At 49.7% G+C, this 24,184-nt stretch carries 24 protein-coding genes, 3 tRNA genes and 1 pseudogene; 20 read left to right on the top strand and 8 right to left on the bottom strand.

The window, feature by feature from the left end; all coding sequences use genetic code 11:
• Nucleotides 1-211: 211 nt before the first annotated feature.
• From AC3ISQ_RS19060 to AC3ISQ_RS19040, 5 genes and pseudogenes are all read left to right on the top strand, one after another.
• Nucleotides 212-1,132, top strand: coding sequence for a L,D-transpeptidase family protein (locus AC3ISQ_RS19060; RefSeq protein WP_489349040.1), 921 nt, complete (start codon nucleotides 212-214; stop codon nucleotides 1,130-1,132).
• A gap of 206 nt (nucleotides 1,133-1,338) precedes the next feature.
• Nucleotides 1,339-3,449, top strand: a pseudogene (locus tag AC3ISQ_RS19055) (RecQ family ATP-dependent DNA helicase).
• A complete protein-coding gene (locus tag AC3ISQ_RS19050) occupies nucleotides 3,449-4,666 on the top strand; it encodes a DNA-processing protein DprA (RefSeq protein WP_489349038.1) in 1,218 nt (405 codons plus the stop codon). Before AC3ISQ_RS19055 ends, AC3ISQ_RS19050 begins: the two are co-directional and overlap by 1 nt.
• Before the next feature lie 377 nt (nucleotides 4,667-5,043).
• Nucleotides 5,044-5,385 carry a DUF4258 domain-containing protein gene (locus tag AC3ISQ_RS19045; RefSeq protein ID WP_489349036.1) on the top strand — a complete coding sequence of 114 codons (342 nt, stop codon included), beginning with the start codon at nucleotides 5,044-5,046 and terminating at the stop codon, nucleotides 5,383-5,385.
• A gap of 13 nt (nucleotides 5,386-5,398) precedes the next feature.
• Nucleotides 5,399-5,839 carry a helix-turn-helix domain-containing protein gene (locus tag AC3ISQ_RS19040; RefSeq protein ID WP_489349035.1) on the top strand — a complete coding sequence of 147 codons (441 nt, stop codon included), beginning with the start codon at nucleotides 5,399-5,401 and terminating at the stop codon, nucleotides 5,837-5,839.
• A 39-nt stretch (nucleotides 5,840-5,878) separates the two neighbouring features.
• On the opposite strand, the gene ampH is transcribed toward AC3ISQ_RS19040, so the two are convergent.
• Both ampH and AC3ISQ_RS19030 read right to left on the bottom strand, forming a co-directional pair.
• Nucleotides 5,879-6,964 carry a D-alanyl-D-alanine-carboxypeptidase/endopeptidase AmpH gene (gene ampH, locus AC3ISQ_RS19035; RefSeq protein ID WP_489353381.1) on the bottom strand — a complete coding sequence of 362 codons (1,086 nt, stop codon included), beginning with the start codon at nucleotides 6,962-6,964 and terminating at the stop codon, nucleotides 5,879-5,881.
• Nucleotides 6,965-7,143: 179 nt separating this feature from the next.
• The gene (locus tag AC3ISQ_RS19030) at nucleotides 7,144-7,902 is read right to left on the bottom strand and encodes a FadR/GntR family transcriptional regulator (protein ID WP_489349033.1); all 759 of its coding nucleotides are present in this window, start codon (nucleotides 7,900-7,902) and stop codon (nucleotides 7,144-7,146) included.
• Nucleotides 7,903-8,127: 225 nt separating this feature from the next.
• On the opposite strand from AC3ISQ_RS19030, the gene AC3ISQ_RS19025 reads away from it, so the two are divergent.
• The 7 genes from AC3ISQ_RS19025 to fucP are packed head-to-tail and all read left to right on the top strand — an operon-like array spanning nucleotide 8,128 to nucleotide 14,249.
• Nucleotides 8,128-8,868: an SDR family oxidoreductase gene (locus AC3ISQ_RS19025; RefSeq protein WP_489349031.1), complete on the top strand. Its 741-nt coding sequence runs from the start codon at nucleotides 8,128-8,130 to the stop codon at nucleotides 8,866-8,868.
• A gap of 27 nt (nucleotides 8,869-8,895) precedes the next feature.
• Nucleotides 8,896-9,747 (top strand): fumarylacetoacetate hydrolase family protein, encoded by an 852-nt coding sequence (locus AC3ISQ_RS19020; protein ID WP_489349029.1) that lies wholly within the window; start codon nucleotides 8,896-8,898, stop codon nucleotides 9,745-9,747.
• Nucleotides 9,744-11,021 carry an L-fuconate dehydratase gene (locus AC3ISQ_RS19015; protein ID WP_489349028.1) on the top strand — a complete coding sequence of 426 codons (1,278 nt, stop codon included), beginning with the start codon at nucleotides 9,744-9,746 and terminating at the stop codon, nucleotides 11,019-11,021. Before AC3ISQ_RS19020 ends, AC3ISQ_RS19015 begins: the two co-directional genes overlap by 4 nt.
• 14 nt (nucleotides 11,022-11,035) lie before the next feature.
• Nucleotides 11,036-11,893 (top strand): amidohydrolase family protein, encoded by an 858-nt coding sequence (locus AC3ISQ_RS19010; RefSeq protein ID WP_489349026.1) that lies wholly within the window; start codon nucleotides 11,036-11,038, stop codon nucleotides 11,891-11,893.
• Complete coding sequence (locus AC3ISQ_RS19005; protein WP_489349025.1) at nucleotides 11,877-12,653, top strand: L-fucose dehydrogenase; 777 nt, start codon at nucleotides 11,877-11,879, stop codon at nucleotides 12,651-12,653. The genes AC3ISQ_RS19010 and AC3ISQ_RS19005 overlap by 17 nt, the downstream gene beginning before the upstream one ends.
• Complete coding sequence (locus AC3ISQ_RS19000; protein ID WP_489349023.1) at nucleotides 12,650-12,997, top strand: L-rhamnose mutarotase; 348 nt, start codon at nucleotides 12,650-12,652, stop codon at nucleotides 12,995-12,997. The genes AC3ISQ_RS19005 and AC3ISQ_RS19000 overlap by 4 nt, the downstream gene beginning before the upstream one ends.
• 22 nt (nucleotides 12,998-13,019) lie before the next feature.
• Entirely contained in the window at nucleotides 13,020-14,249 is a 1,230-nt protein-coding gene (gene fucP / locus AC3ISQ_RS18995; protein ID WP_489349022.1) for an L-fucose:H+ symporter permease, read from the top strand.
• 8 nt (nucleotides 14,250-14,257) lie between these two features.
• Here the strand turns inward: fucP and AC3ISQ_RS18990 are convergent, their stop codons facing one another.
• Nucleotides 14,258-15,328: a GGDEF domain-containing protein gene (locus AC3ISQ_RS18990; protein WP_489349021.1), complete on the bottom strand. Its 1,071-nt coding sequence runs from the start codon at nucleotides 15,326-15,328 to the stop codon at nucleotides 14,258-14,260.
• A gap of 259 nt (nucleotides 15,329-15,587) precedes the next feature.
• On the opposite strand from AC3ISQ_RS18990, the gene AC3ISQ_RS18985 reads away from it, so the two are divergent.
• Complete coding sequence (locus AC3ISQ_RS18985) at nucleotides 15,588-15,878, top strand: DUF1435 domain-containing protein (RefSeq protein ID WP_489349019.1); 291 nt, start codon at nucleotides 15,588-15,590, stop codon at nucleotides 15,876-15,878.
• 88 nt (nucleotides 15,879-15,966) lie between these two features.
• On the opposite strand, the gene AC3ISQ_RS18980 is transcribed toward AC3ISQ_RS18985, so the two are convergent.
• From AC3ISQ_RS18980 to AC3ISQ_RS18965, 4 genes are all read right to left on the bottom strand, one after another.
• Nucleotides 15,967-16,053, bottom strand: a tRNA-Leu gene (locus AC3ISQ_RS18980).
• Nucleotides 16,054-16,096: 43 nt separating this feature from the next.
• Nucleotides 16,097-16,183: transfer RNA gene (locus tag AC3ISQ_RS18975), tRNA-Leu, on the bottom strand.
• Between the two features lie 45 nt (nucleotides 16,184-16,228).
• Nucleotides 16,229-16,315: transfer RNA gene (locus AC3ISQ_RS18970), tRNA-Leu, on the bottom strand.
• A 119-nt stretch (nucleotides 16,316-16,434) separates the two neighbouring features.
• Nucleotides 16,435-17,331 (bottom strand): LysR family transcriptional regulator, encoded by an 897-nt coding sequence (locus AC3ISQ_RS18965; protein ID WP_489349018.1) that lies wholly within the window; start codon nucleotides 17,329-17,331, stop codon nucleotides 16,435-16,437.
• Nucleotides 17,332-17,451: 120 nt separating this feature from the next.
• On the opposite strand from AC3ISQ_RS18965, the gene AC3ISQ_RS18960 reads away from it, so the two are divergent.
• On the top strand, nucleotides 17,452-18,447 hold the full coding sequence (locus AC3ISQ_RS18960; RefSeq protein ID WP_489349017.1) for an aldo/keto reductase: 996 nt from the start codon (nucleotides 17,452-17,454) through the stop codon (nucleotides 18,445-18,447).
• 32 nt (nucleotides 18,448-18,479) lie between these two features.
• On the opposite strand, the gene rsmC is transcribed toward AC3ISQ_RS18960, so the two are convergent.
• Nucleotides 18,480-19,526, bottom strand: coding sequence for a 16S rRNA (guanine(1207)-N(2))-methyltransferase RsmC (gene rsmC / locus AC3ISQ_RS18955; protein ID WP_489349015.1), 1,047 nt, complete (start codon nucleotides 19,524-19,526; stop codon nucleotides 18,480-18,482).
• 145 nt (nucleotides 19,527-19,671) lie between these two features.
• Here rsmC and AC3ISQ_RS18950 point away from each other — a divergent pair, with 145 nt between their 5' ends.
• The 6 genes from AC3ISQ_RS18950 to AC3ISQ_RS18925 all read left to right on the top strand — a co-directional run bounded on the left by AC3ISQ_RS18950 (nucleotide 19,672) and on the right by AC3ISQ_RS18925 (nucleotide 24,183).
• A complete protein-coding gene (locus AC3ISQ_RS18950) occupies nucleotides 19,672-20,109 on the top strand; it encodes a DNA polymerase III subunit psi (protein ID WP_489349013.1) in 438 nt (145 codons plus the stop codon).
• Entirely contained in the window at nucleotides 20,054-20,497 is a 444-nt protein-coding gene (gene rimI, locus AC3ISQ_RS18945; RefSeq protein ID WP_489349011.1) for a ribosomal protein S18-alanine N-acetyltransferase, read from the top strand. The genes AC3ISQ_RS18950 and rimI overlap by 56 nt, the downstream gene beginning before the upstream one ends.
• A gap of 190 nt (nucleotides 20,498-20,687) precedes the next feature.
• On the top strand, nucleotides 20,688-20,981 hold the full coding sequence (locus AC3ISQ_RS18940; protein ID WP_489349009.1) for a helix-turn-helix domain-containing protein: 294 nt from the start codon (nucleotides 20,688-20,690) through the stop codon (nucleotides 20,979-20,981).
• A gap of 295 nt (nucleotides 20,982-21,276) precedes the next feature.
• Nucleotides 21,277-22,866, top strand: coding sequence for a peptide chain release factor 3 (gene prfC, locus AC3ISQ_RS18935; protein ID WP_489349007.1), 1,590 nt, complete (start codon nucleotides 21,277-21,279; stop codon nucleotides 22,864-22,866).
• Nucleotides 22,867-23,248: 382 nt separating this feature from the next.
• Nucleotides 23,249-23,917: a molecular chaperone OsmY gene (osmY, locus tag AC3ISQ_RS18930; protein ID WP_489349006.1), complete on the top strand. Its 669-nt coding sequence runs from the start codon at nucleotides 23,249-23,251 to the stop codon at nucleotides 23,915-23,917.
• Nucleotides 23,918-23,997: 80 nt separating this feature from the next.
• On the top strand, nucleotides 23,998-24,183 hold the full coding sequence (locus tag AC3ISQ_RS18925; RefSeq protein WP_489349004.1) for a CsbD family protein: 186 nt from the start codon (nucleotides 23,998-24,000) through the stop codon (nucleotides 24,181-24,183).
• Nucleotide 24,184: the final 1 nt, after the last annotated feature.

The following is a 24,184-nucleotide window of genomic DNA, read 5'->3' as shown; positions in this document are numbered from 1 at the left end:
GCCAGTTGACGCAAGAATTCAGACAAATGCGATGAATTAAGCGGTTTTTCACACAAATTCTTCTTCATAAGGTACGAAGTTACAAAAAAGTGCGATATCGGACTGGTTATGAGTCGCACTTGGGGCAAAGTGCACATATAATGCGCACCGACCATTCAGGTCTCAAATACCTCAAATTTAATTGCCAGTGCGGCGACCACCTAACACGAAGATGAAAATGAGCATTCGCGCGTTATTAACCCTGTTTACGGCACTGGTTGCGTTCAGCCAAGCTGCCTTTGCTGTTGTATATCCTCTACCTGCCAAAGATAGCAGCCTGGTGGGTGAGAACATTCAAATCACCGTGCCAGAAGAGAGTAAACTGCCACTAGAAAGCTTTGCCGCTCAGTATCAAATGGGCCTGAGCAACATGCTGGAGGCAAACCCTGGTGTCGATCCGTTCCTGCCGAAAGCTGGTAGCACACTGACTATTCCACAACAGTTGATTCTGCCAAACGCGCCGCGTGAAGGTATCGTTATCAACAGTGCTGAAATGCGTCTGTACTACTATCCGAAAGGCTCTAACACTGTGGTGGTGTTGCCAATCGGTATCGGCCAGTTGGGTAAAGACACCCCACTGGATTGGATAACGACCGTACAGCGTAAGAAAGATGGACCAACTTGGACGCCAACTGCCAAGATGCGTGAAGAATATGCTGCTGATGGCGAGATCTTGCCTGCGGTATTCCCTGCTGGCCCGGATAACCCGATGGGCCTGTACGCGCTATACGTAGGACGTTTGTATGCGATCCACGGTACCAACGCTAACTTCGGTATCGGTCTGCGTGTGAGCCACGGCTGTGTGCGTCTGCGTGCCGACGACATCAAATACCTGTTTGATAATGTACCCGTGAACACCCGCGTACAGTTTATCAACGAGCCGGTGAAAGCTTCGGTCGAACCAGACGGTTCACGCTATGTAGAAGTGCATAACCCATTGTCTGCCAACGAAGAAGAATTGGAATCTAAAGAGCCAGTGCCAATCAATATCTCTCCAGCTGTTGGTAAAGTGTTGATGGACCCAGCAGTAAATCAAACTGAAGTTGATGCAGCCATTCGTGCACGCTCTGGTATGCCGGTTAAAGTTAACTAATAGATTTTATTAATATTTCAAAGCGCCTACGGGCGCTTTTTTTATGATTTGAATTTTCCATTTGCGGAGCAACTCGAAAGGATTTTTCACGAGTTGCACTGTTTTCAGTTGGAAATTGATTCTCTTCCCATAGTTTATTTTTTGCTCTTGTTTCTCATCAATGCTGGCAGCATGATTTAGCCCGTCGACTATGCGTGGAGGGAGTCATGAATCAATCACAGGCGGAGCAATTACTGCGGCAGGCTCTGGCGGATGAAAATGCACGGTTTCGCCAAGGGCAGTGGGAAGCCATAGATGAATTGGTCAATCATCAAAGAAAGTTAATGGTGGTGCAGCGAACGGGCTGGGGGAAAAGCTCGGTTTATTTTATCAGTAGCCGTATATTTCGCGATCGTGGTATGGGGCCCACTATTATCGTCTCTCCATTATTAGCATTGATGCGTAACCAAATATCCTCGGCGACGCGGCTAGGGCTTAATGCGGTAACGATGAATTCTGCCAATCAAGAACACTGGCCGCAGATCGTTCAGCAAATCTTGGCGGATCAGGTTGACTGTTTGCTTATCTCGCCAGAACGGCTGGCAAATGATGAGTTTGTCGCAACGGTATTGATGCCAATATCAGATAATATTGGTTTGATGGTGATCGACGAAGCGCACTGTATTTCTGATTGGGGGCACGATTTTCGGCCTGATTATCGACGTATTATTAATATATTGCGTCGCTTACCCCCTAATACCCCGGTATTGGCAACCACCGCAACGGCCAATAATCGCGTCGTTGAAGATATTCAAAATCAATTGGGTGATTTGCAAATCCAGCGCGGATCATTGCAGCGCGAAAGTCTGATATTACAAAATTTGGTATTGCCGGATCAGGCGACTCGTCTGGCGTGGTTAGCGCAATATATCCCTCAATTACCGGGTACCGGTATCGTTTATACGCTGACTACGCGCGATGCGGAGCAGGTTGCTGAGTGGTTAAGGCAAAACGAGATTAGCGCTCAAGCCTATCACGGCAATATTCAACATCCTGAATTTGTAGATAGCGATAACTATCGTCAGCATTTAGAGCAGTTGTTATTACAGAATAAAATCAAGGTATTGGTAGCGACCACGGCGTTGGGTATGGGTTATGACAAACCTGATTTGGGATTCGTGATCCATTATCAGGCTCCGGGCTCAATCGTGGCTTATTACCAACAAGTTGGACGCGCCGGGCGAGCGATTGAAAAAGCATTCGGCATACTGATGACGGGTGCTGAGGATGATGCGATCCATGACTATTTTCGTCGTTCAGCCTTCCCGTCCAAAGAGCAGATCGAGCAAATTCTCCAACTATTAGTCGAACATGATGGTTTGACGGTGAGCCAAATTGAACAGCGTTCTAACTTGCGTCAGGGGCAGATTGAAAAGTGCTGAAATTGCTTGGTGTGGAGAACCCTGCCCCGGTGATTAAAATCGAACGAAGTTGGCGCAGAACGGCAGTGCCATTCGAAATTGATCGACAGCGTATGGAGCATCTGACCCAGCAAAGGGAGAGCGAATGGGGAGAGGTTCAGCGTTACCTCACGCATAGAGGCTGTTTGATGCGTTATCTGCGTGAGGCGTTGGACGACCGCGATAGTAAAGATTGTGGCCACTGTGCGGAATGCCAACAAAGATGGGCGATAGGGAAAAACGTCGATGAAACGACGGTCAATCGTGCGGTGCTATACCTGCGGCATGCTGAAATTCCCATCACTCCGCGTAAGCAAACCGCGCGTTCATCGGCAGAGGCGGCTCTGGTTTTCGTACAGTATAAATTTCCCCGACTATTGGGTGCATTGGTTGCGCAAGAAGGCCGAGTACTTTCACGCTGGGGAGATGCGGGCTGGGGGAAAATGGTTGCAGAGGATAAACTACGTGGCCGCTTCCGAGATCAATTAGTCGAAGGGATGGCGGAAATGATCGTTGAGCGTTGGCGATTGAGTGAACCGTTGGAATGGGTGTGTGCCGTTCCCTCGCTACGGCACCCTGAATTAGTCCCTGATTTCGCCCGACGCTTGGCTCAACGACTAGGGCTGCCTTATCGTGAAGTCGTTATGAAAGTTAAACAAAATCAACCACAAAAACAGCAGAAAAATAGTTTTCATCAATGCTGTAATCTGGATGGAGCCTTCGCCATCGAACTGCCTTGCCCAGCAGGTAATGTATTGCTGGTGGATGATGTTATTGATTCTGGGTGGACATTAACGGTGATCGCGGCATTATTGCAGCAAGCTGGCAGCGGTTTAGTTTATCCTGTTGCTCTCGCCTCAACATCGGTAAAGGATTGATGGATTTATCACACAATGCTCAAGCAACCGTATTGCTGACTTGCCACTTCAGCAAACCGGAAAAAGATGCCGCTAAACCCCTAAGTAATTCGGAGTGGGGGCGGTTTGCGTTGTGGTTAAAAACTCAAGGACAGACGCCGGCTGATTTATTAACATCACCGGCGGCAGAGATCCTGACTCGATGGCAAGATAAGACGATCACGACCGAACGTTTATCTTCCTTGTTGCAGCGTGGTCACAGCTTGGCGATCGCGATGGAGAAATGGGCGCGTGCTGGGCTATGGGTGGTTACGCGTTCAGATGCCAAATATCCGTGGCGATTGAAGCAAAAATTAAAAAACGATGCGCCGCCAGTGTTATTCGGTTGCGGTAATGTCGATTTGCTTAACGTTGGTGGTGTCGCTGTGGTGGGTTCACGCAACGCGGTAGAGGATGATTTACGTTTCACTATGCAGGTGGCGGAGAGATTCGCTGACGCTGGGTATGGTGTGGTATCTGGTGGTGCCAGAGGCATTGATGAAATGGCAATGCAGTCTGCATTGCGCGGGCAGGGCAAAGTGATCGGTGTTCTGAGCGATAGTTTGCTGAAAGCCGCGACGTCCAGTAAATGGCGTGATGGCTTGATACAAGGCAAAGCGGTGTTACTTTCCCCATTCTATCCAGAGGCTGCTTTTAGTGTGGGTAACGCGATGGCGCGCAATAAATACGTTTATTGTCTAGCGGAAACGGCGTTGGTGGTTCATTCCGGCTTAAGTGGTGGCACTTGGAATGGCGCGTTAGAAAATCTGAAACACCATTGGGTTCCTTTGTGGGTAAAACCAACACCAGCAGATGAAGCAGGTAATCAGGAATTGGTGAATAAAGGTGGAAGTTGGTGTGCTGAAGAGGCTGAAACAGTGGACATCACCGCTTTGTTCAGTGGTGAAACGTCAATGATTGGCACTCAGCCTGATATATTTTCGCAACCTGCATCCCAACCCCGTTCGCTAGCATTGACAGAACCTGAAGTTGCTTATGATACTGAATCGCCTGTCGATTTTTATCATCTGTTTTTGCAAGAAATTGCCACGTTAACGCAATTACCACAGACATTAGCCAACATAGCGGCCTCCTTGCAGTTAACCGAGATGCAGACGAGAGTATGGCTGGAACGAGCGCTAGCTGAAGGGATGGTGCTGTATTTAGCCGAGCAACAAGGTTACCAATGGATCGAATGATCCGTGAGAAAAACGACGGGGCTCCCAATTCAGGACCCCCGTAAATTTATCGATCTTTCTTCTTACCAAAGATCTTGATTAACGCCCCAACCAGCAGCCCTACGGCGATGCCCGTTAAGATCCAATCGATAATACTCATTCCCGCTCTCCGACTATTCCTTTGATCTGATTATATATTCAAACAGCGGAGAATGCCTCTTACATCACGGTGAGCTTGTTGGTTAAGACTTGATGTCGACACCCCACCAGCGTGGACGCGATGACCGATAGGAGTGATATGTTGGGCGCAATTCTTTTTGTCCTTTACTATCATTCCTCACTTGCGCAATCCTTAATCACCTGTCAAAATGGAACCTATCAAATTGATAGGTGATTAAATGGACTTAACGCCGCAAAACATGATCAGCGAATTCCCTTTAACACCAACCTCGGCGCGTAACCTATTGCTTTATCTGGCAACAGAACGCTCGGAGAGGATACTCTTAGGCCGCCATGCATCACAACGTATGGTTGAACGGCGTATTTCTTTACGACAAATTATTTCGATATTGGCTAGTCGTCATAGCCGATTCACTGAATTACCGCATTTAACTCCGGCAGGGGATTGGAAAATGAATCTGCAAGGTGTTGCGGCTGGCGATGTGATTGAAGTGGTGTTGGTGCTCAAAAGGTTGGAGGACGACCCTGCTGCATTTGTTGTTACGGTGATGGTCCATTAGTGAGGAAAAAACGGTGTATCACTATATCGAAAGTGGTTTGAAGACGATTTGGTTAGCCAATGGTTTTCACCAAATGGAGATGAACGGTGAGGTCTTTGTGAGTTTTGAAGACATTACAGGTTTGCATCGTCTGATAGCTAAGACATTGGTGGAGTGCGCGCGTCCGTTGCAGGCAGATGAAATCCGCTTTTTGCGAGTGGAAATGAACATGGCGCAAAAGGTATTGGCAGAGCTGTTGGGCGTTGATGTACAAACCGTAGCTCGTTGGGAAAAGGCTCAAAGCAGTTTGCCACGTATGGCCGATGTGATGCTGCGGGCACTGTATCTCGAATCCATCAGCCAGCATGGCCAAACTGGGCATTATCTACGGCTGCTGGCTTCTACTGAAGTTGAACGTTCGATGGAAACTTTGGTATTCGAAGAGCGCAACAGTGTTTGGCAACGTGCCGGATAAAAAAAAATGGGCGTGGTTTTTATCCACGCCCATTGCTGCTTAACCCTGATTCGCCACCAAATCCCCGACCAACTTATTCACTGGATCGCTCATATTGGTGAATTTAGTCAGTTCTGAACGTGTGACGACTACGAATACGCCGATATTTTTCTGCGGCACCATCGCCATATAGGTGATGAATCCACCGCCGCCGCCGGTTTTTTGAATAATTCCCGGCAGGCCATCTTTTGGCGCCATATAAACCCAGCCCAAACCCAGTGCATCGGCTTGCCCCGGTACGTCCATGCCTTTTAACGCCACCAGATCGTGGCGTTGGAAATACATAGTTTGCTCGTTACGGGCGGTGGCCTTGCGCATGGCGGCGCTAGAGGACAGGAACTGCTGCATCCAGCGTTGCATGTCGCGCGGTGTCGAGTAAACGCCACCGCTGCCGCTGGCTGCGGTGGTGTTGCGACAAGCGCTTGGCCCGGCTGCTGGGATCATCAGGCGTGCACACTGCGCCGCACTTGGGGTCAGCGTAGTGTCGACCATCCCTAAGGGTGCCGTAACTTTTTCACGTAGCAGCGCGGTATAAGGCTTACCCGCGGCGCGTGATAAAGCATCGGCTAACAAATCGTAAGCCAAGTTGGAATAGGAAGCGCGTACACCCGGCGGCACCGCGACATTGGCATGTTCCAGCCATTGCCAGCGTTGGGCTTTGGTCGGCCAAGTAAATACCGGTGTTTTCGGCGGTTTTTTACCCGGTTGTTCACGTGGTAAACCACTAGTATGAGTCGCCAAATTCAACAGGGTAATGGGCTGACGAGAATTATAACTTGGGACGTTATCACCTTTTTGCGCGTATTTTCGCAGCGGATCGGTGAGTTTGACCTTGCCTTCTTCCGCCATTTTGACCATCACTTCGCTGGTCATCAGCTTGGTGATGGAGGCGATACGAATCAGCGAGTCTGGGCGAGGGCGTTGGTCATTGCCAGGTTTTGTATCGCCAAAACTACGGTTAACCACCTGATTGTTATCGATAACTACCAGTGCCATTCCGGTGGCACCGCTGTTGTAGAAAATGTGCTCGGCATATTGGTCGACAATTTGCGCAGCCAGTTGGGGATTCGCGGCCTGGCTGACCATAGGAACGGCGCATAACGCCGAAGTCAGCAATAGTGTTAGGAGTGTCTTATTCAACGGTCGTTATCCATGTAAAAATGCCGCAAGGCAGGGGGCGGCTTAACAATAAGTGTAATGTGCCTAGAGATTTGCTGCATGCGGAAAAGGTTCTTTTTTCGCACCTTTTTCCGTTGCATTGCGGCTTATTGTGCACGAGTGAATATGGCGATGACTTCATCCATATGTGCTTTCATCGCTTTTCGAGCGCCGCGAACGTCACGGGTTTCGATCGCTTCCAAAATAGCTCGGTGTTCCTGCTCGGAACGCAGCGGCATGTCGTCCGGCGTGTAGTGGTGTTGCAGTACCCGGAACATGCTGCCATAGCGATGGCCAAGTAGGTGACCAATGATAAATGCATAGGCAGGATTACCACTGGCCTGCGCGATGCGGATATGGAACAACCGATCGCCGGGATGGGTGGCTGAACCGGCCCGGTTATCGCGACAGTTCTGTTCGTAAGCGGCCCGAATACCGGCAAGTTCTTCGTCAGTGGCATGACGAGCGGCTAATGCTGCGGTTTCAGGTTCGATTAACAAACGCGTTTGCAGTAGAGAAAACGGCGGCAATTCGGCATTAAAATCCAATTCGATGTTTAACTCATCATCAATTTCTGCCCATTGATTACGACCTGCCTGCGCCATCACCGGTTCTTGTGACACCCATTGCGGAGTTTGCGCACGCACGATCACCCCGTTACCGACTTTGACATCCACTAAACCAATCACTTCCAGCGCGATCAAGGCTTCTCTGACCGAAGCTCGGCTGACCTGTAACTGCTGGGCAAGATCGCGCTCCGAAGGCAGGCGGCTACCGGGCGGAAATTCGTTGTTTTCGATCAGGCCTTTTAGTTGATCTGCTATCTGCCTGTAAATACGCGGGTTTTCTAGTCGGGTAATCGGCATTTTTGACCTTTTTCTAATTAGCGTTCAGTGACGTGGCGCACAGATATTAACCAAGTTGCTTGAGTAATTGTTGGTCAAGTGTAAAAAATTAGTTAATCAAAATGCTGTTTGAGCGGTTTTAATACTCAAACGATAACGCGTAAAGCGTCTTTTGTCATGTTAAAGGCCTGACCTTTAACTGCCTTTAATGGCCTGACCATTAGACCTTTAAGTTAAGGGGAAAAAATGAATTTAACCGGGAAGCGCGTACTGATCACCGCCGCAGGGCAAGGCATCGGTTTTAGCACGGCCAAACTGTTTGCTAGTGCTGGAGCGGAAGTGATCGCGTCGGATATCAACATTGGGCAGTTGCAGGGGATTGCGGGAATTCAGGCATTGCAGCTGGATGTGACCGACACCGCCGCTATTGCTCATGCAGCTGAAACCATTGGTCCGATCGATGTGTTGTTTAACTGTGCTGGGGTGGTGCATAGCGGTTCGATTCTGGAATGTACCGAACAGCAATGGCAGTTTGCGCTCAGTCTTAACGTGACGGCGATGTTCCACATGATCCGCGCATTTTTGCCCAGCATGTTAGCGCGTCAGCAGGGTTCGATTATCAATATGTCTTCGGTGGCTTCTAGCGTGAAAGGCGTACCAAACCGTTTCGCTTACAGCGCCAGTAAAGCGGCGGTTATCGGTCTGACTCGCTCGGTGGCGGCGGATTATGTCACTCAAGGTATTCGCTGTAACGCCATTTGCCCAGGTACGGTGGAGTCCCCTTCATTGCGTCAACGCATCGCCGAGCAGGCGCTGGAACAGGGGCGTAGTGAAGAGGAGGTGTATCAGGCGTTTGTGGCTCGTCAGCCGATTGGCCGCATTGGTAAAACCGAAGAAATCGCTCAACTGGCGCTGTATTTGGCTTCGGATGCCAGTTCTTACACTACGGGGACAATCCAAGTCATCGATGGTGGTTGGAGTAACTGATTTTTTGCCGACATTAGGGAAACTCACATGAAACTTTTGCGTTATGGCGAAGTAGGACAAGAACGCCCCGGAATTTTGGATAGTAACGGCCAACTCCGTGATCTATCGGCACATATCACCGATGTTTCTAGTGATGTGCTGCTGCCGGAAGGTCTCAATAAGCTGCGTGAATTGGATCTCGCTAAGTTGCCATTGGTCAGCGGTCAACCGCGTTTGGGCGCCTGCGTTGGCAATATCGGCAAGTTTATCTGCATTGGTTTGAATTACGCCGATCATGCCGCGGAAACTGGCGCAGATATTCCCGCCGAGCCGGTGGTGTTCAACAAGTGGACCAGCGCCGTCGTTGGGCCGAACGATGACGTACAGATCCCACGTGATTCGCAAAAAACCGATTGGGAAGTGGAACTTGGTGTGGTGATTGGCAAGGGTGGGCGTTACATCAGCGAGCAAGATGCCATGCAGCACGTCGCTGGTTATTGCGTGATCAACGATATCTCCGAACGTGAGTTTCAACTTGAACGTGGCGGCACTTGGGATAAAGGCAAAGGCTGCGACACCTTTGGCCCAATTGGCCCTTGGTTGGTGACGGCAGACGAGATCCCTGATCCACACAATTTGCAGTTGTGGCTGGAGGTCGACGGCAAGCGTTATCAGAACGGGAACACCCGCACCATGATCTTCCAGATCCCCACCATTATCAGCTATCTGAGTCGTTTTATGAGTTTGCAACCGGGGGATGTGATCTCCACCGGTACCCCACCGGGCGTGGGATTGGGGCAAAAACCGCAACCGGTCTACCTGCGTGCTGGGCAAACCATGCGTTTGGGGATTGAGGGGTTGGGAGAACAGCGCCAGAAAACCGTGGGGTACGCGCAATGACCACCATCACCGCATTACGGGTCGAGGATATTCGTTTCCCAACTTCACAAAAGCTGGATGGTTCTGATGCTATGAACCCAGATCCTGACTATTCAGCGGCTTATGTGATCCTGGAAACCGATAACGTCGAGCTGAGTGGTCATGGACTGACGTTCACCATCGGCCGTGGCAATGAGATCTGCTGTGCGGCGATCCGTGCGTTGGCATCGCAGATTGTCGGATTACGTTTGGCAGATATTACCGCTGATATGGGGGCGTTTTGGCGCCAGTTTACCAGTGATAGCCAATTGCGCTGGATAGGCCCCGATAAAGGGGCGATCCACCTGGCAACTGGTGCGGTAGTGAATGCGGTATGGGATTTGTGGGGGAAGTCGGTCGGTAAACCCGTCTGGCGGCTGGTGGCAGAGATGACGCCTGAAGAACTGGTGCGCTGCATCGATTTTCGTTACATCACCGATTGCATCACACCGCAGGAGGCGTTGGCGTTGTTACACCAACGTGCCGAAGGCAAAGCCCAGCGGATAGAGAATCTATTACAAAAGGGCTACCCCTGCTACACCACCTCCGCTGGGTGGCTGGGTTATCCGGACGACAAATTACGTCGTCTGTGCCAAGAGGCGGTGGACGCCGGTTTCTCTTATCTGAAATTAAAAGTCGGGCGCGATCTGGAAGACGATATCCGTCGTGTCCGTATCGCGCGGGAAGTGATTGGTCCAGAGCGCCATTTGATGATCGACGCCAATCAGGTGTGGGAAGTGAACGACGCCATCCCGTGGGTCAATCATCTGGCATTTGCCAAACCGTGGTTTATTGAAGAACCCACCAGTCCAGATGATGTGGAAGGGCACCGCCGCATCCGCGATGGGGTTAAACCGGTCAAGGTTGCCACTGGGGAAATGTGCCAAAACCGCATCATGTTCAAACAATTCATCATGCGTGAAGCGATCGACGTGGTGCAGATCGACGCCTGTCGGCTTGGCGGGGTTAACGAAGTATTGGCGGTAATGCTGATGGCGGCGAAGTACCAACTACCGGTTTGCCCACATGCGGGTGGTGTTGGCCTGTGCGAATACGTGCAGCATCTGTCGATGATCGATTATTTGTGCATTGCGGGAACCCATGAAGGACGGGTGATCGAGTATGTCGATCACTTGCACGAGCATTTCCTCTATCCCTGTGAAATTGAGGGAGCGGCCTATATGCCGCCAATGGCACCGGGTTACTCGATCGAAATGCTGTCCTCCTCGATCGAACAATACCGTTTCCGTGGTTGAGACAGGAGCCAGCGATGCTACGTATCGATGCTCATCAGCACTTTTGGCATTACCTGCCGCAGCACTACCCGTGGATTAGTGCGCAGATGGCGGTGCTCAAACAAGATTTTACCCCAGAGCAGCTCGAGCCGTTATTACAGCAGCATGGGTTCGATGGTGCCGTCGCTGTGCAGGCTCGCCATTGTGAGCAGGAAACGGAGGCGTTATTGGCACTGGCGCAAGATGGTGAGGATGTGCGCGGCGTGGTGGGTTGGTTGGATATTACCTCGCCGCAGTTAGCAGAGAAACTGGAACGTTGGCAGCAGCAACCTTTGCTGCGTGGTTTACGCCATTTGGTGCAGGACGAAGCAAACCCGTCGGCATGGTTGGAGCAATCCACTGTGCGTCGCGGTATGCAGTTGCTGCAACGGCACGGTTATACCTACGACATTCTGGTGACGCATCGTCATTTAGCGGCGGCGGCTCAGTTTGCTGCGGGGCATGATGAGTATTGGTTAGTGATCGATCACTGTGGAAAACCGGATATCGCACGTGGCGCGGAGTCTTGGGCAAAGCAAATCAAACCGTTGGCGGCATTGCCTCATGTGGTTTGCAAACTCTCTGGATTGATGACTGAAGTGCCGGACGGACGCTGGCAAGCGGAACAATTGTTGCCATTTTTCGAGGTGGCACTGGAGGTTTTCGGTCCGCAGCGACTGATGTTTGGTTCCGATTGGCCGGTATGTCTGCTAGCGGGGGAATACAGCCAGGTTTATCAATTATGTGAGCAGGCCATTGCGTCATTGAGCCCGTCGCAACAAGCCGCAATTTGGGGCGGGACGGCCTGCCGGATTTACGGTTTAACGGAGTCAGGGTATGGATCTGTATCTTAAAGATAAAGTGGTGATCGTCACGGGTGGCGGCTCCGGTATTGGTGCCGCGATCTCACAGACGTTGGCGGAAGAAGGGGCGATCCCAGTGATCGTCACCAATATGATGCCGGATAACGAATTTTTGGCGGAATTACTTCACTTACAGCCGAAAACGACGGTGATTATCACTGAGTTGTGTGAAGAAGCCAGTTGTCAGCAAGCGGTAGCGCAAACACTGACAAAGTTTGGCACGATCGATGGATTGGTCAATAACGCCGGGGTGAACGATGGTGTCGGGCTGGAAGCCGGTCGCGAAGCGTTTCTCGGCTCCCTAGAACGCAATTTGGTGCATTACTACCAGATGGCACACTTATGCCAAGATGCACTGAAAGCCAGCCGAGGCACTATCACGAATATCGCTTCTAAAACCGCGCTTACCGGGCAAGGTGGCACCAGTGGCTATACCGCTGCCAAAGGTGCGGTGCTGGCGCTAACGCGTGAATGGGCCGTTTCGTTGCGTGATAACGGGGTGCGAGTTAACGCCGTTGTTCCGGCCGAAGTGATGACGCCGCAATACCAACGTTGGATCAATACCTTCGAACATCCGCAACAGCAGCTAGAAAAGATTGGGGCACGCGTGCCATTAGGGCACCGAATGACCACGCCGCAAGAGATCGCTAATACCGTGGTGTTTCTGATGTCACCTCGTTCGTCGCATACCACCGGGCAGTGGGTTTCGGTGGATGGCGGTTATCTGCATCTTGACCGGGCGCTGACATGAACGGCGGGCGGCGCTTCTGTCAGGCGCTCGATCTGGTCGATTCGCCTGAGCTGATCGCGCAATACCAACAGCATCATCAAAGGATCTGGCCAGAGATCGCCGTGCATTTACGCGAACACGGCATTCTGGATATGGAGATTTACCGGTTAGGCACTCGGTTGTTCATGATTGTTGAGGTCAGTGCCGAGTTCGATGCTGACTGTTTCAATCAAGAGAGTTTGCAAAACCCCGACGTTCAGCGTTGGGAAGAACTGATGTGGCAATACCAGGTCGCCACTCCCTGGACGCCAGCAGGCGAAAAATGGGTGGAGATGGAGCGAATATTCTCACTGGCACAACAATAAATATTCTACCGAGGATAGGTTTATGCTTGTTGATAAAACGGTCTCACCTGCACATGCGGGCGTCAATGCTACGTCCAATCTACGTTGGGCATTTATTTTAGTCACTAGTTTGTTCTTTATGTGGGGGCTGTCCTATGGCCTGTTGGATGTATTAAATAAACATTTCCAGGAAACATTACAGGTTACTAAAGCGCAGTCTGGCTTATTGCAGGCGGCTTACTTCGGGGCTTATTTCTTAGTGGCGTTACCTGCCGGTTATTTTATGGATAAGCGAGGTTATAAAGCCGGAATATTAGTCGGGTTATGTTTGTATGCATTAGGGGCTTTATTATTTGTGCCTGCCGCCTCAGCCAATAGTTTCGCTTTATTCCTGTTTGCATTATTTGTTATTGCTTGTGGTTTGGGCTGTTTGGAAACGGCAGCGAACCCTTATGCAACCGTACTCGGTGATGCTAAAGGCGCGGAAAGACGTTTGAATCTCTCGCAGTCATTTAATGGTTTAGGGCAGTTTATCGGCCCAATGATTGGCGGCACTCTATTTTTTTCCGCGGGTTCGAGTGCGACGGGCGATGCACAAGGCGCGGTGAAAATAACGTATGTGGTTATCGCGTTACTGGTATTAGGCATCGCATTCTTGTTTAGCCGCACGCAATTACCGGATATCCGCGAGGAAGAAATGCCAGTAGATGGCGTGATGGCTCAAGGGTTGTGGCAGCATAAACACTTTGTGGGTGGCGTTACCACTCAGTTCTTTTATGTGGCTGCGCAGGTCGGCGTGGGGGCATTCTTTATTAACTATGCCACCGAACATTGGAACGATGTCTCCAACCAAAACGCGTCGTATTTACTCTCTATCGCCATGATTTGCTTTATGGTGGGGCGTTTCTTTAGCACTTGGCTGATGGGTAGAGTCAAACCGGCCACGTTATTGATGTTGTATTCGTTGGTGAATATCGTGCTGTGTGGCGTGGTGATGCTGAGTATCAATGGCGTGTCGGTGGTTGCATTGATTGCGGTGTTCTTCTTTATGTCGATTATGTTCCCAACCATTTTTGCCCTTGGGGTGAAAAATATGGGGAAACACACTAAGCGCGCCAGCTCGTTTATGATTATGGCGATTGTTGGCGGTGCCATCATGCCGTATTTCATGGGAGCAGTAGCCGATAGTTACAGCACTGCTGTTTCCTATCTGCTACCGCTATTGTGTTTTGCTGTGGTGTTTGTTTATGGCTTAAAGCAACGCCGTCATTGAGCCACTGCTTAGTTGATTGACGCTGCGTAAGATGCCAACTGGATATTGTTACGGCCACGGTTTTTCGCCAGATAAAGCGCGGCGTCGGCGGCGTGGATCGCCGAGGCAATATCCAGTTTCTCCAGCCTTGCAATCCCAGCACTTAATGTGATCGTCGTGTTCTCCAACTGGTTGAAATAATGTGGTATATCCAACTCCATCACCCGTTGGCGTATCCGCTCAGCTAATCGTGCTGCATATTCCTCACTGATATTGGTCAGTAATACCAAGAACTCTTCTCCCCCATAGCGCACGACAATATCGCGTGAACGTACCGCATCACGTATTGCCGCCGCGACCTGCACCAAGGCTTTATCACCCATCGCATGGCCGTAGTTATCGTTATAGGCCTTGAAGTGATCGATATCGAGTAATAACACATAGTGTTTACCCGAGGCCGGAGGTAACAACATATTGAGCTGATTTTCTAGCCCACGCCGGTTATAGAGGCTGGTCAACGGGTCCAACATACTTAAATCGCTGAGTCTGTTACGTTCATTATATAAGTTCTCGACCAGAGCTTGGGTGAAGGCCTCGCTGCGTTTTAGCATCAGATGATGGATAGAGAAGGTGATAATAGGTAATAGAATTGTGAATAATATCCGGGTGGTATTATTCATATCGTCTAGTAATAAAATGGTGATGGCCGATGGTACTGCATGTAAACAGAAGGCGACAAAGTTATCGGTCAGTGCAATAGCGCTGATAAAAAACATACTAAACAGGCTGAGTAGCAAGAAATTTTGATTATCTTGCTGGAAATAAAAGCTTTTAATGTAAATATGGCAAGCCCACAATAATCCCAGGGTAATTGAGAAGATATTCAATTGCTCAACATATTTTTTGGGGTATTTGAGCGCGAATAGCATTGCCGCCAGACAAAATAATGGAATAGCCAATAAAGGTAGGGTAAATAGTGGGGTTTTATTAAATGGTGCGAATAAAGTAAACACGGCGGATGCCGCATTCATCATCAAAAAGAGGAATAACGATAAACGATGCTTGCTGGTCAATAGTTCCTGATAAGAACGCGCGTTCATGCAGTAGTTACTCTTTATAATAATTTGTTTGCTATCCGTCGGGGGAGGTAAAAAATTCCTAGGCGCATGATACCGCACCTGCGATGTGGTTTTTTATCGTGATAATTTGTCTATCAACAACACTAAGAATTTTCTTATAGTAAATTATCATTTTTTCACCGTTTTGTCATTCGCGTTTGCTGATGATGGTGAAAATGGTGCGTGCAGAAAAAAAGTATTATATGATATTGGTTATCATTATCACTTGAGTGAGGTTGCCATGATTGCTGCAATGATTGCCGCCTGTGGCCTATGGGGGATCAGTTGGTGTCTTGGTAACCGTATGGCCAGCGCTTGGGGGGTGTTACTTCCTTGCGCTTTAATGCCGCTGTTGGCACTGGTTAATTTGAATATGGTGGAATTGCGCACATTAATGGTGATTGCCATGTTGGCCACGCTGGTGATGCTGTTCAATAGCCGTTGGCGTCATTATCTGTTGTTGCCTTCCAGCATGGCGCTAGCCGGTGGTATTGCGGCGATCGGCTTAACCTTTGGTCTGACGTTGGGTTAGAAATAGAAAAATCACGCTTTAACGTGTTGATAGCAATATTTATTAGGGGATTGAAGCAGATTAACTCAGAAGGGAAATCAACATCGAGTGGTGCGAAGAGAGGGACTCGAACCCTCACGTCCGTAAGAACACTAACACCTGAAGCTAGCGCGTCTACCAATTCCGCCACCTTCGCACATCCGATATTGTTGTTTTGATTTAGATTTATATCACCAGCGTGGTGCGAAGAGAGGGACTTGAACCCTCACGTCCGTAAGAACACTAACACCTGAAGCTAGCGCGTCTACCAATTCCGCCACCTTCGCACAGATGCTGTGCAATACAAATCAGTCAAAACACGTGGTGATTTTTGGTGCGAAGAGAGGGACTCGAACCCTCACGTCCGTAAAGACACTAACACCTGAAGCTAGCGCGTCTACCAATTCCGCCACCTTCGCATACCAGAAACATTACTGTAGTAATGCACCACGGGGGCGAATTCTAGAGATTTTGGCCGGGACGTCAACAGTTATTTCCCTGATTACGGGCATTAGCTGGAAAAAACATCATATGTCAGCTAGCGATGATTTTTGAACAACTCAATCAGCCAATCAATCAATACTCGTACGCGTGGCGCAAGAAAACGTCCCGGCGGATACATGATATAAACCGACATCGGCGGCGGTGGTGTTTCTGTCAGAATTTCTATCAGTTCACCACTGAGCAACCAAGGGGCGACGTTATAACGAGGGGCCTGAATCAGGCCGAACCCTGCTTTACAGGCACCAATGTAGGCATCTGCACCGTTGACGTTTAGCGTAATCGGCAGATCGCGGATTTCTTGTTGTCCGTTGCGGCAAAATTCCAATGGATACTGGCGATCGTGCGTCAGTGAAAAATAGCCCACCATCCGATGCTGCTGTAATTCATCGATCGAGAGCGGCACGCCGTGAGTGGCCAAATATTCAGGAGAAGCGCAGGTGACTTGCAATTGTAGGCTGATACGACGGGCTACCAGCGTATCGTCGAGCGTTTCCCAAGCGCGCAACACGCAGTCTACGCCATCACGCATCAGGTCTACTGCCCCATCGTTTGCTCCCAGCGCCAGCGTAATCCCCGGATACTGCCGATAAAAATCGGGCAGGGCAGGCACTACAATTTCCCGCGCCAACGAGTGAGGCATATCAATGCGTACCTTGCCGCTAGGTTGTTGTTTATGCTGACTGAACAGCGTGTCTGCCTCTTCTAATGCATCTAGCAACTGTACGCAATGTTGGTAATACAGTGTCCCTTCATTGGTGACTTGTACCTGACGTGTGGTACGGATCAGCAAGCGTGCACCGAGACGTTGCTCCAGCCCTTTCAAGGCGTTACTGACCGTTGCGCGGGGCAGTTGCAAACGTTCGGCCGCCCGACTGAAGCTGCCGAGTTCAACAATGCGGGTAAAAATGCGCATAGCCTGAATATGATCCATAGGTCCGCCTAAAGATTGTTAGCGATTTATGAATAGTGATGGTGATTTTTGATTATTTATCTTTATCAGAGAAACAACCAGACTTTGTTTCGACATTCATGATGATGAGAGGGCAACACAATGCAACAACGTCAATTAGGTACTAACGGTCCACGGGTTTCGGCTTTGGGGTTGGGTTGCATGGGGATGAGTGACTTTTATTCCACCGGCCGAAATGATGAAGCAGAAGCGATAGCCACACTGCATCGTGCGCTGGAATTAGGTGTCACGTTGCTAGATACCGCCGATATGTATGGTCCTTACACTAATGAGCAATTGGTTGGGAAAGCTATCAAAGGCAAACGTGACCAAGTATTCCTAGCGACTAAATTTGGCATCGTGCGTGACCCGACGAATGCCAGTGAACGAGGTGTCAGCAGTAAACCAGAGTATATCCGTCGTTCGGTGGAAGGGAGTTTGCAGCGGCTCGGTGTCGATGTGATCGATCTTTACTACCAACATCGGGTTGATCCACAGGTGCCGATCGAAGATGTGGTGGGAACGATGTCCGATCTGGTGCGTGAAGGTAAGATTCGTTATCTCGGTCTGAGTGAAGCCTCGGTTGCGACCTTGGAGCGTGCACATAAGGTGCATCCGATCACCGCGTTGCAATCCGAGTATTCGCTGTGGACGCGTGATGCTGAACAGGGTGTTTTGGCAACCTGCGAACGTTTGGGGATCGGTTTTGTGGCGTACAGCCCGTTGGGGCGCGGCTTCCTCACTGGTGCGATCCAGCGGCCAGACGATTTGGCGGAGGACGATTTCCGCCGGTCTAATCCACGTTTCCAAGGGGAAAACTTTGCTCGCAACTTGGCACTGGTAGAAAAAGTCAGTGAATTGGCGCAGCAAAAAGGCGTCGCTCCTTCACAGCTGGCATTGGCGTGGGTGATGGCGCAAGGGGAACATATCGTGCCGATCCCTGGAACTAAACGTCGGCGTTATTTGGAGGAAAACGTTGCCGCTGCTTCTATCACGTTAAGTGAACAAGAATTAGCGGTTATTGAAGCGGTGTTTCCATTCCAGGCCGCTGCGGGAGCACGCTACGGCGCGGAATCAATGATCCATCTGAACGGCTAACTTTGATTGGGGCAAGGAATGCCCCAACAGCGTTACTTTTTCTTCTTCTTCGGATCGCGTGGCGGACGGCCAACGGTGGCTTTGTACACTTTGAAGCGACCGTTTTGTGCTAACACTTCGTGACTGCCAAATACCGCATCTAGAATATCTGGGTAGGGTAGGAAGGCGTTGGCGACGATACGCAGTTGCCCACCAACCGGCAGATGTTTGATTGCACCACGGATCAGGGTTTCGGCAGCCGTTAAGCTGGTGGCCAAACCATCGTGGAACGGTGGGTTGGAAATGATCATATCGAAACGACCCGTAATGTCGGAATAGACGTTACTGACAATCACTTCCCCTTCAATGCCGTTAGCTGCCAGCGTCGCACGGCTGGATTCAATCGCCGCTGCGTTGACGTCACTCAGTGTCAGTTTCATTTTTGGTGATAGTTTTGACATCGCCGCCGCCATCACACCCGCGCCACAACCTACATCCAACACTTTGCCTTTCATGTGTTTTTCTAGCGTGGACAAGAGCAGTGAACTGCCAACGTCCAAACCGTCACGGCTAAACACGCCCGGCAGAGTTTTCACTTCCAGATCGTGCAATGAGTAGCTATCCCACCAGTCGGTCAGAGAGAATTTGGCTTGAGTATCCAGACGACCGTGATACAGGCCGCAGCGACGTGCGCTGTCGATTTTGGCTAACGTGGCATAATCTTCCACGATTTGATCCGCGCTACGTACACCACTGCGGTTTTCACCGACTACGAAAATATCGGTACCTACTGGCAGCAGTGCCAAAATATTACACAGTTGAAATTGAGCTTCTTGCTTGCTCTTCGGCCAGTAGTAAACCAAGGTATCGCATTCGGCGACGAAAGCAGCATCGACGGTCAGACCGAAGCTCGCATTTTCACCCATCGCCCGGCTTAACATCTGCCAATGATGATATTGCTGGGTATGAACGCGTACATCGGCTGCTTCAAATTGGGCTGGCAGCGCATCTTGCAGATCGCCTGCAAACAGAACACGGCGTTCGATAAATTCATCACTGTGGCGCAGCATTACTTCGCTGGCAGGGGTTAATGCAGACATCAGGTTTAAGCTCCTCAATATTTAGCGGGGGATTATAGAGCTTTGTGGCGCGATGTTCGACGGCTTTGTTGGCGTGAGTGGCTGGTTTTGCTAGCATAGCGTGGCGCATTGAGCGCATTTACAGGTGTTCTTCACAGGAATCGGCATGGCATCTCATCGCGACTGGCTATTACAACAACTGGGTATTACGCAGTGGACATTGCGCCGCCCGGCAGTGTTGCAGGGCGAAGTAGCGATCAGCCTACCCTCTGAGGTGCGCTTGTTGATCGTGGCACAGGAATTACCGGATCATCAAGACTCGCTGTTTTGCGATGTGTTGCGCAGTTTGGGGTTAACTCCGGCACAAACTTATGGCATCACGCCAGATCAAGCCGTGATGCTACCGGAAGAGATTGAATGTAACAGTTGGCGGTTGGGCGTCGCGGAGCCGCTTGCGGTTGCCGGTGCGCAGCTACACAGCCCGGTTCTGACCGAGCTTTCCCATGATGCGAGTGCGAAACGTGCACTCTGGCAGCAGATTTGTCACCATGAACAACATTTCCACCCTGACAGCGGCCGATCTGGCCACAGCCTTCAAGATTGAACAAGCCAGCCACGCTTTCCCTTGGACGGAGAAAACCTTCGCCAGTAATCAGGGAGAACGCTACCTAAACTTAAAATTGGCAGCCGAGGGGCAGATGGTGGGTTTTGCCATCACCCAAATCGTGCTGGACGAAGCGACGCTATTCAATATCGCCATTCACCCTGATTGGCAACGCCGTGGTTTCGCCCGTAATTTGCTGAATGTGTTGAGAGAACAACTGGAACCCCGCGGCGTCGTTACGCTGTGGCTAGAAGTCCGTGCCTCCAACCAAGGGGCGATCGCCCTGTACGAAGATCTCGGCTTTAACGAAGTGACTATCCGCCGTAATTATTACCCAGCAGCGAACGGCCACGAAGATGCGATCGTGATGGCGCTGCCGTTGGGTTGAGCTGATAAAACAGCTTATTTATTGTTTTCGTATGAAATTACAATCAATGAGTTGTTTTTAACTCTATAAACAGCAAATTAGTTGTATTTAAAACGAAGAACAATAAATATGTTGTTTTTATCGTGATTAACAACTAATTTATTGTTTATTGACCATAATACAATCAATATGTTGTTTCTAGGGGCGACAAATGCGCAAAGCATCTGAAATATCAACGATCCTGAAAGAACGACGTTCCGAGCTGGGCTGGAACCAGAAAGACTTTCTGATGAAAATTGGTATGACCCAACAGCAATACCAACGTATTGAATCTGGTAGTGATATTAGAATGAGTACGTTGTTACGTATATTGGCTGCTATGGATTTGGAGTGTGTGATTGTACCGAAAACAAAGATTCAAGAGGTGAATGCGGTATTGAATACTGAGGACCCACCTCGCGAATTGACTGCTTTTGAACAAAGATTGGTGGATCTTGAAGATTAAACTTCATACGGTTTCGCTATTTGGAAGGGACGCTAATTAAAACCAGATTGTGCCAGCATTGGATATGATGCTTGTTAGTTTAAGCATTACGTCATTGGGCAACTCTTTCCCCAGACTTCCGACTGTATTAGCGATTTAATCTTACACCGCTGCATCCATTGATTGTCACCGCTGAGTAAATCAGCGAAAATACACGGCTGTTATCTTTTCATTACCGCTTTGCCCAGCGTCTAATACCTAGTACGGCGCGCGTGATGCAATCGCAGGGCGGACTAACCGTAGAAATGTGAAAACCATGTCTCCTAGTGAATTCGCCCGCGAAGTCTCTAAAAGAAGAACCTTCGCCATAATTTCGCACCCCGATGCCGGTAAAACCACCATTACTGAAAAAGTGCTGTTGTTCGGACAGGCTATTCAGACGGCGGGTACGGTAAAAGGCCGTGGCTCTAACCAGCACGCTAAATCTGACTGGATGGAGATGGAAAAGCAGCGTGGTATCTCGATCACCACCTCTGTGATGCAATTCCCTTACCGCAATAGTTTGGTCAATCTGCTGGATACCCCAGGGCACGAAGACTTCTCGGAAGATACCTACCGTACTCTGACGGCGGTTGACTGCTGTTTGATGGTGATCGACGCCGCAAAAGGGGTTGAGGATCGTACTCGTAAGCTGATGGAAGTAACCCGTCTGCGTGATACGCCGATCCTGACCTTTATGAACAAATTGGACCGTGATATTCGCGATCCGATGGAAGTGATGGATGAAGTTGAGCGTGAACTGAAAATCGCTTGTTCACCCATCACTTGGCCGATCGGCTGCGGTAAGCTGTTTAAAGGGGTTTATCATCTGTATAAAGATGAAACCTATCTTTATCAAACCGGTAAAGGCCATACCATTCAAGAAGTTCGTATCGTAAAAGGTCTGGATAACCCAGATCTGGACGCAGCAGTGGGCGAAGACTTGGCAGCACAATTGCGCGACGAGCTAGAGCTAGTGCAAGGTGCATCCCATGAATTCGACCGCGATCTGTTCCTCGAAGGGGAACTGACGCCAGTCTTCTTCGGTACTGCGCTGGGTAACTTCGGCGTTGACCATATGCTCGACGGCTTGGTTGAGTGGGCCCCTGCGCCGATGCCGCGCAAAACCGATATCCGTGAAGTGGTCGCGGCAGAAGAGAAATTTACCGGTTTCGTATTTAAGATCCAGGCGAATATGGATCCGAAACACCGTGACCGCGTGGCCTTTATGCGCGTGGTGTCTGGCAAATACGAGAAAGGCATGAAGCTGCGCCAAGTGCGTACGGGTAAAGACGTCGTGATTTCCGATGCACTGACCTTCATGGCAGGTGACCGTTCGCACGTGGAAGAAGCTTATCCGGGTGACATCATCGGTTTGCACAACCATGGCACGATTCAGATTGGCGACACCTTTACCCAAGGTGAAGACATGAAGTTCACCGGCATTCCGAACTTTGCCCCTGAACTGTTCCGTCGTATCCGTTTGCGCGATCCGTTGAAGCAGAAGCAGTTACTGAAAGGTTTGGTACAGCTTTCGGAAGAAGGCGCGGTGCAGGTATTCCGCCCAATCGCCAACAACGATCTGATCGTGGGTGCGGTGGGTGTGCTGCAGTTTGACGTCGTCGTTGCGCGCCTGAAAAGCGAATACAACGTCGAAGCGCTGTATGAATCGGTCAACGTTTCTACCGCCCGTTGGGTAGAAAGTAGCGATGTGAAGAAGTTCGAAGAGTTCAAACGTAAGAACGAACTCAACCTGGCGCTGGATGGTGGCGACAATCTGTCGTATATCGCCCCGACCATGGTTAACCTGAACCTGACACAAGATCGCTATCCAGATGTGGTGTTCCGCAAAACTCGCGAACACTAATCGAATGTCACAGGGCATCTACCGGATGCCCTGTGTTTTTCCTACCCTATCCCTGCATTATCAATCCCTTCCATAATGCTTTATTGGCGACTGTTGCCGATAAGAGACAGTTAAATTTTTGCTATATCAATAACATACTTTCTTTAGCGACAAAATGGTCTAAGTTGTCTCTAAATGGCGACGGTTATTAGTGTAATTATTATGCTATGGCTATTATTTCATTGATTATTAATGCTATTTAATAGTTGGCATGGTGGTTGCTACTTGGTTGTTGTAATAGTCATGATGTGGTATTGATAACTTTACGTATTCACAAAGTTCGCCGCGTTATACGGCAGAAAGATCCTCGAATATTTGGGATCGACAACAGAAGGAGAGATCGATGAATAAGACTCAATTTGCACGTTCCATGATGGCAATCGTTCTGGGTTCGGTGCTGGTTAGTGGCAGTGCTTTGGCTGAAGAAAGCTTGATGAATAAAGCATCTAGCGTGGCAGACAGCACAGGCGCAGCAATCGATAGTTCTGTGAATAAAGTTTCCAGCATGGCCGATAGCACTGGCAAATCCATTGATAGCTCAATGAAAAAAGCTGACAAATACATGGATGACAGCGCAACAACCGCTAAAGTTAAAAGTGCATTGCTAGCAGAGAAAAGCATCACTAGCCCGGTGATTTCGGTCAAAACCGATCATGGTGTGGTGACGCTGAGTGGTGCGGTGGCTAGCGCCGATCAAGGCAAACTGGCGCTTGAAACTGCAGGTAAAGTTGAAGGCGTGAAGTCTGTCATTTCCAAGTTGGAAGTGAAAGAAACCAAAACTCAAGACGCGAAAACCTATGCGGGTGACACTGCGACTACCAGCGAACTGAAAGCTAAGCTGTTGGCGGATGACATCGTCCCTTCGCGCAATGTGCAGGTTGCGACCAATAGTGGTGTGGTACAGCTTTCCGGTACGGTGAAAACCAAGGAACAGTCTGAACGTGCAGAAAGCATTGCTAAGTCGCTTAGTGGTGTGAAAAGCGTCAATAACAATTTGGTGGTTAAGCCTTAACCCCAGCGGGCAAGTGGCAGGATTGTTCCGTCACTTGCCCAACAAAGTGTAACAAAGCTTAAGTACTTAGGGGGCCAGTCATGAACAGCGATATTGTCATTGGGCGCTGGAAGCAGTTGAAAGGCTTGATGTTACAGGCTTGGGCGCAGGTTTCTGGCAGTGATTGTGCATGGTTGGCAGCCAGTAACAATAGTTTATCTGGTGTGTTGCAAGAAGATTACGGAAAAGAGCAAGAAAGGGTATCCTCAAACAAAATGACTCACTGAG

This window comes from Serratia sp. KH_031 (genome assembly GCF_057839655.1).
The sequence above is the reverse complement of the archived record's forward strand: the minus strand, read 5'-3'. Positions and strand labels throughout refer to the sequence as shown.

Bases quoted from the DNA above. Each gene is read 5' to 3' on its own strand.
- AC3ISQ_RS19060 (WP_489349040.1), top strand. From the start codon at position 212: ATGAAAATGAGCATTCGCGCGTTATTAACCCTGTTTACGGCACTGGTT.
- AC3ISQ_RS19050 (WP_489349038.1), top strand. From the start codon at position 3,449: ATGGATTTATCACACAATGCTCAAGCAACCGTATTGCTGACTTGCCAC.
- AC3ISQ_RS19045 (WP_489349036.1), top strand. From the start codon at position 5,044: ATGGACTTAACGCCGCAAAACATGATCAGCGAATTCCCTTTAACACCA.
- ampH (WP_489353381.1), bottom strand. From the start codon at position 6,964: ATGGTCAGCCAGGCCGCGAATCCCCAACTGGCTGCGCAAATTGTCGAC.
- AC3ISQ_RS19030 (WP_489349033.1), bottom strand. From the start codon at position 7,902: ATGCCGATTACCCGACTAGAAAACCCGCGTATTTACAGGCAGATAGCA.
- AC3ISQ_RS19025 (WP_489349031.1), top strand. From the start codon at position 8,128: ATGAATTTAACCGGGAAGCGCGTACTGATCACCGCCGCAGGGCAAGGC.
- AC3ISQ_RS19020 (WP_489349029.1), top strand. From the start codon at position 8,896: ATGAAACTTTTGCGTTATGGCGAAGTAGGACAAGAACGCCCCGGAATT.
- AC3ISQ_RS19015 (WP_489349028.1), top strand. From the start codon at position 9,744: ATGACCACCATCACCGCATTACGGGTCGAGGATATTCGTTTCCCAACT.
- AC3ISQ_RS19010 (WP_489349026.1), top strand. From the start codon at position 11,036: ATGCTACGTATCGATGCTCATCAGCACTTTTGGCATTACCTGCCGCAG.
- AC3ISQ_RS19005 (WP_489349025.1), top strand. From the start codon at position 11,877: ATGGATCTGTATCTTAAAGATAAAGTGGTGATCGTCACGGGTGGCGGC.
- AC3ISQ_RS19000 (WP_489349023.1), top strand. From the start codon at position 12,650: ATGAACGGCGGGCGGCGCTTCTGTCAGGCGCTCGATCTGGTCGATTCG.
- fucP (WP_489349022.1), top strand. From the start codon at position 13,020: ATGCTTGTTGATAAAACGGTCTCACCTGCACATGCGGGCGTCAATGCT.
- AC3ISQ_RS18990 (WP_489349021.1), bottom strand. From the start codon at position 15,328: ATGAACGCGCGTTCTTATCAGGAACTATTGACCAGCAAGCATCGTTTA.
- AC3ISQ_RS18985 (WP_489349019.1), top strand. From the start codon at position 15,588: ATGATTGCTGCAATGATTGCCGCCTGTGGCCTATGGGGGATCAGTTGG.
- AC3ISQ_RS18965 (WP_489349018.1), bottom strand. From the start codon at position 17,331: ATGGATCATATTCAGGCTATGCGCATTTTTACCCGCATTGTTGAACTC.
- AC3ISQ_RS18960 (WP_489349017.1), top strand. From the start codon at position 17,452: ATGCAACAACGTCAATTAGGTACTAACGGTCCACGGGTTTCGGCTTTG.
- rsmC (WP_489349015.1), bottom strand. From the start codon at position 19,526: ATGTCTGCATTAACCCCTGCCAGCGAAGTAATGCTGCGCCACAGTGAT.
- AC3ISQ_RS18950 (WP_489349013.1), top strand. From the start codon at position 19,672: ATGGCATCTCATCGCGACTGGCTATTACAACAACTGGGTATTACGCAG.
- rimI (WP_489349011.1), top strand. From the start codon at position 20,054: ATGAACAACATTTCCACCCTGACAGCGGCCGATCTGGCCACAGCCTTC.
- AC3ISQ_RS18940 (WP_489349009.1), top strand. From the start codon at position 20,688: ATGCGCAAAGCATCTGAAATATCAACGATCCTGAAAGAACGACGTTCC.
- prfC (WP_489349007.1), top strand. From the start codon at position 21,277: ATGTCTCCTAGTGAATTCGCCCGCGAAGTCTCTAAAAGAAGAACCTTC.
- osmY (WP_489349006.1), top strand. From the start codon at position 23,249: ATGAATAAGACTCAATTTGCACGTTCCATGATGGCAATCGTTCTGGGT.
- AC3ISQ_RS18925 (WP_489349004.1), top strand. From the start codon at position 23,998: ATGAACAGCGATATTGTCATTGGGCGCTGGAAGCAGTTGAAAGGCTTG.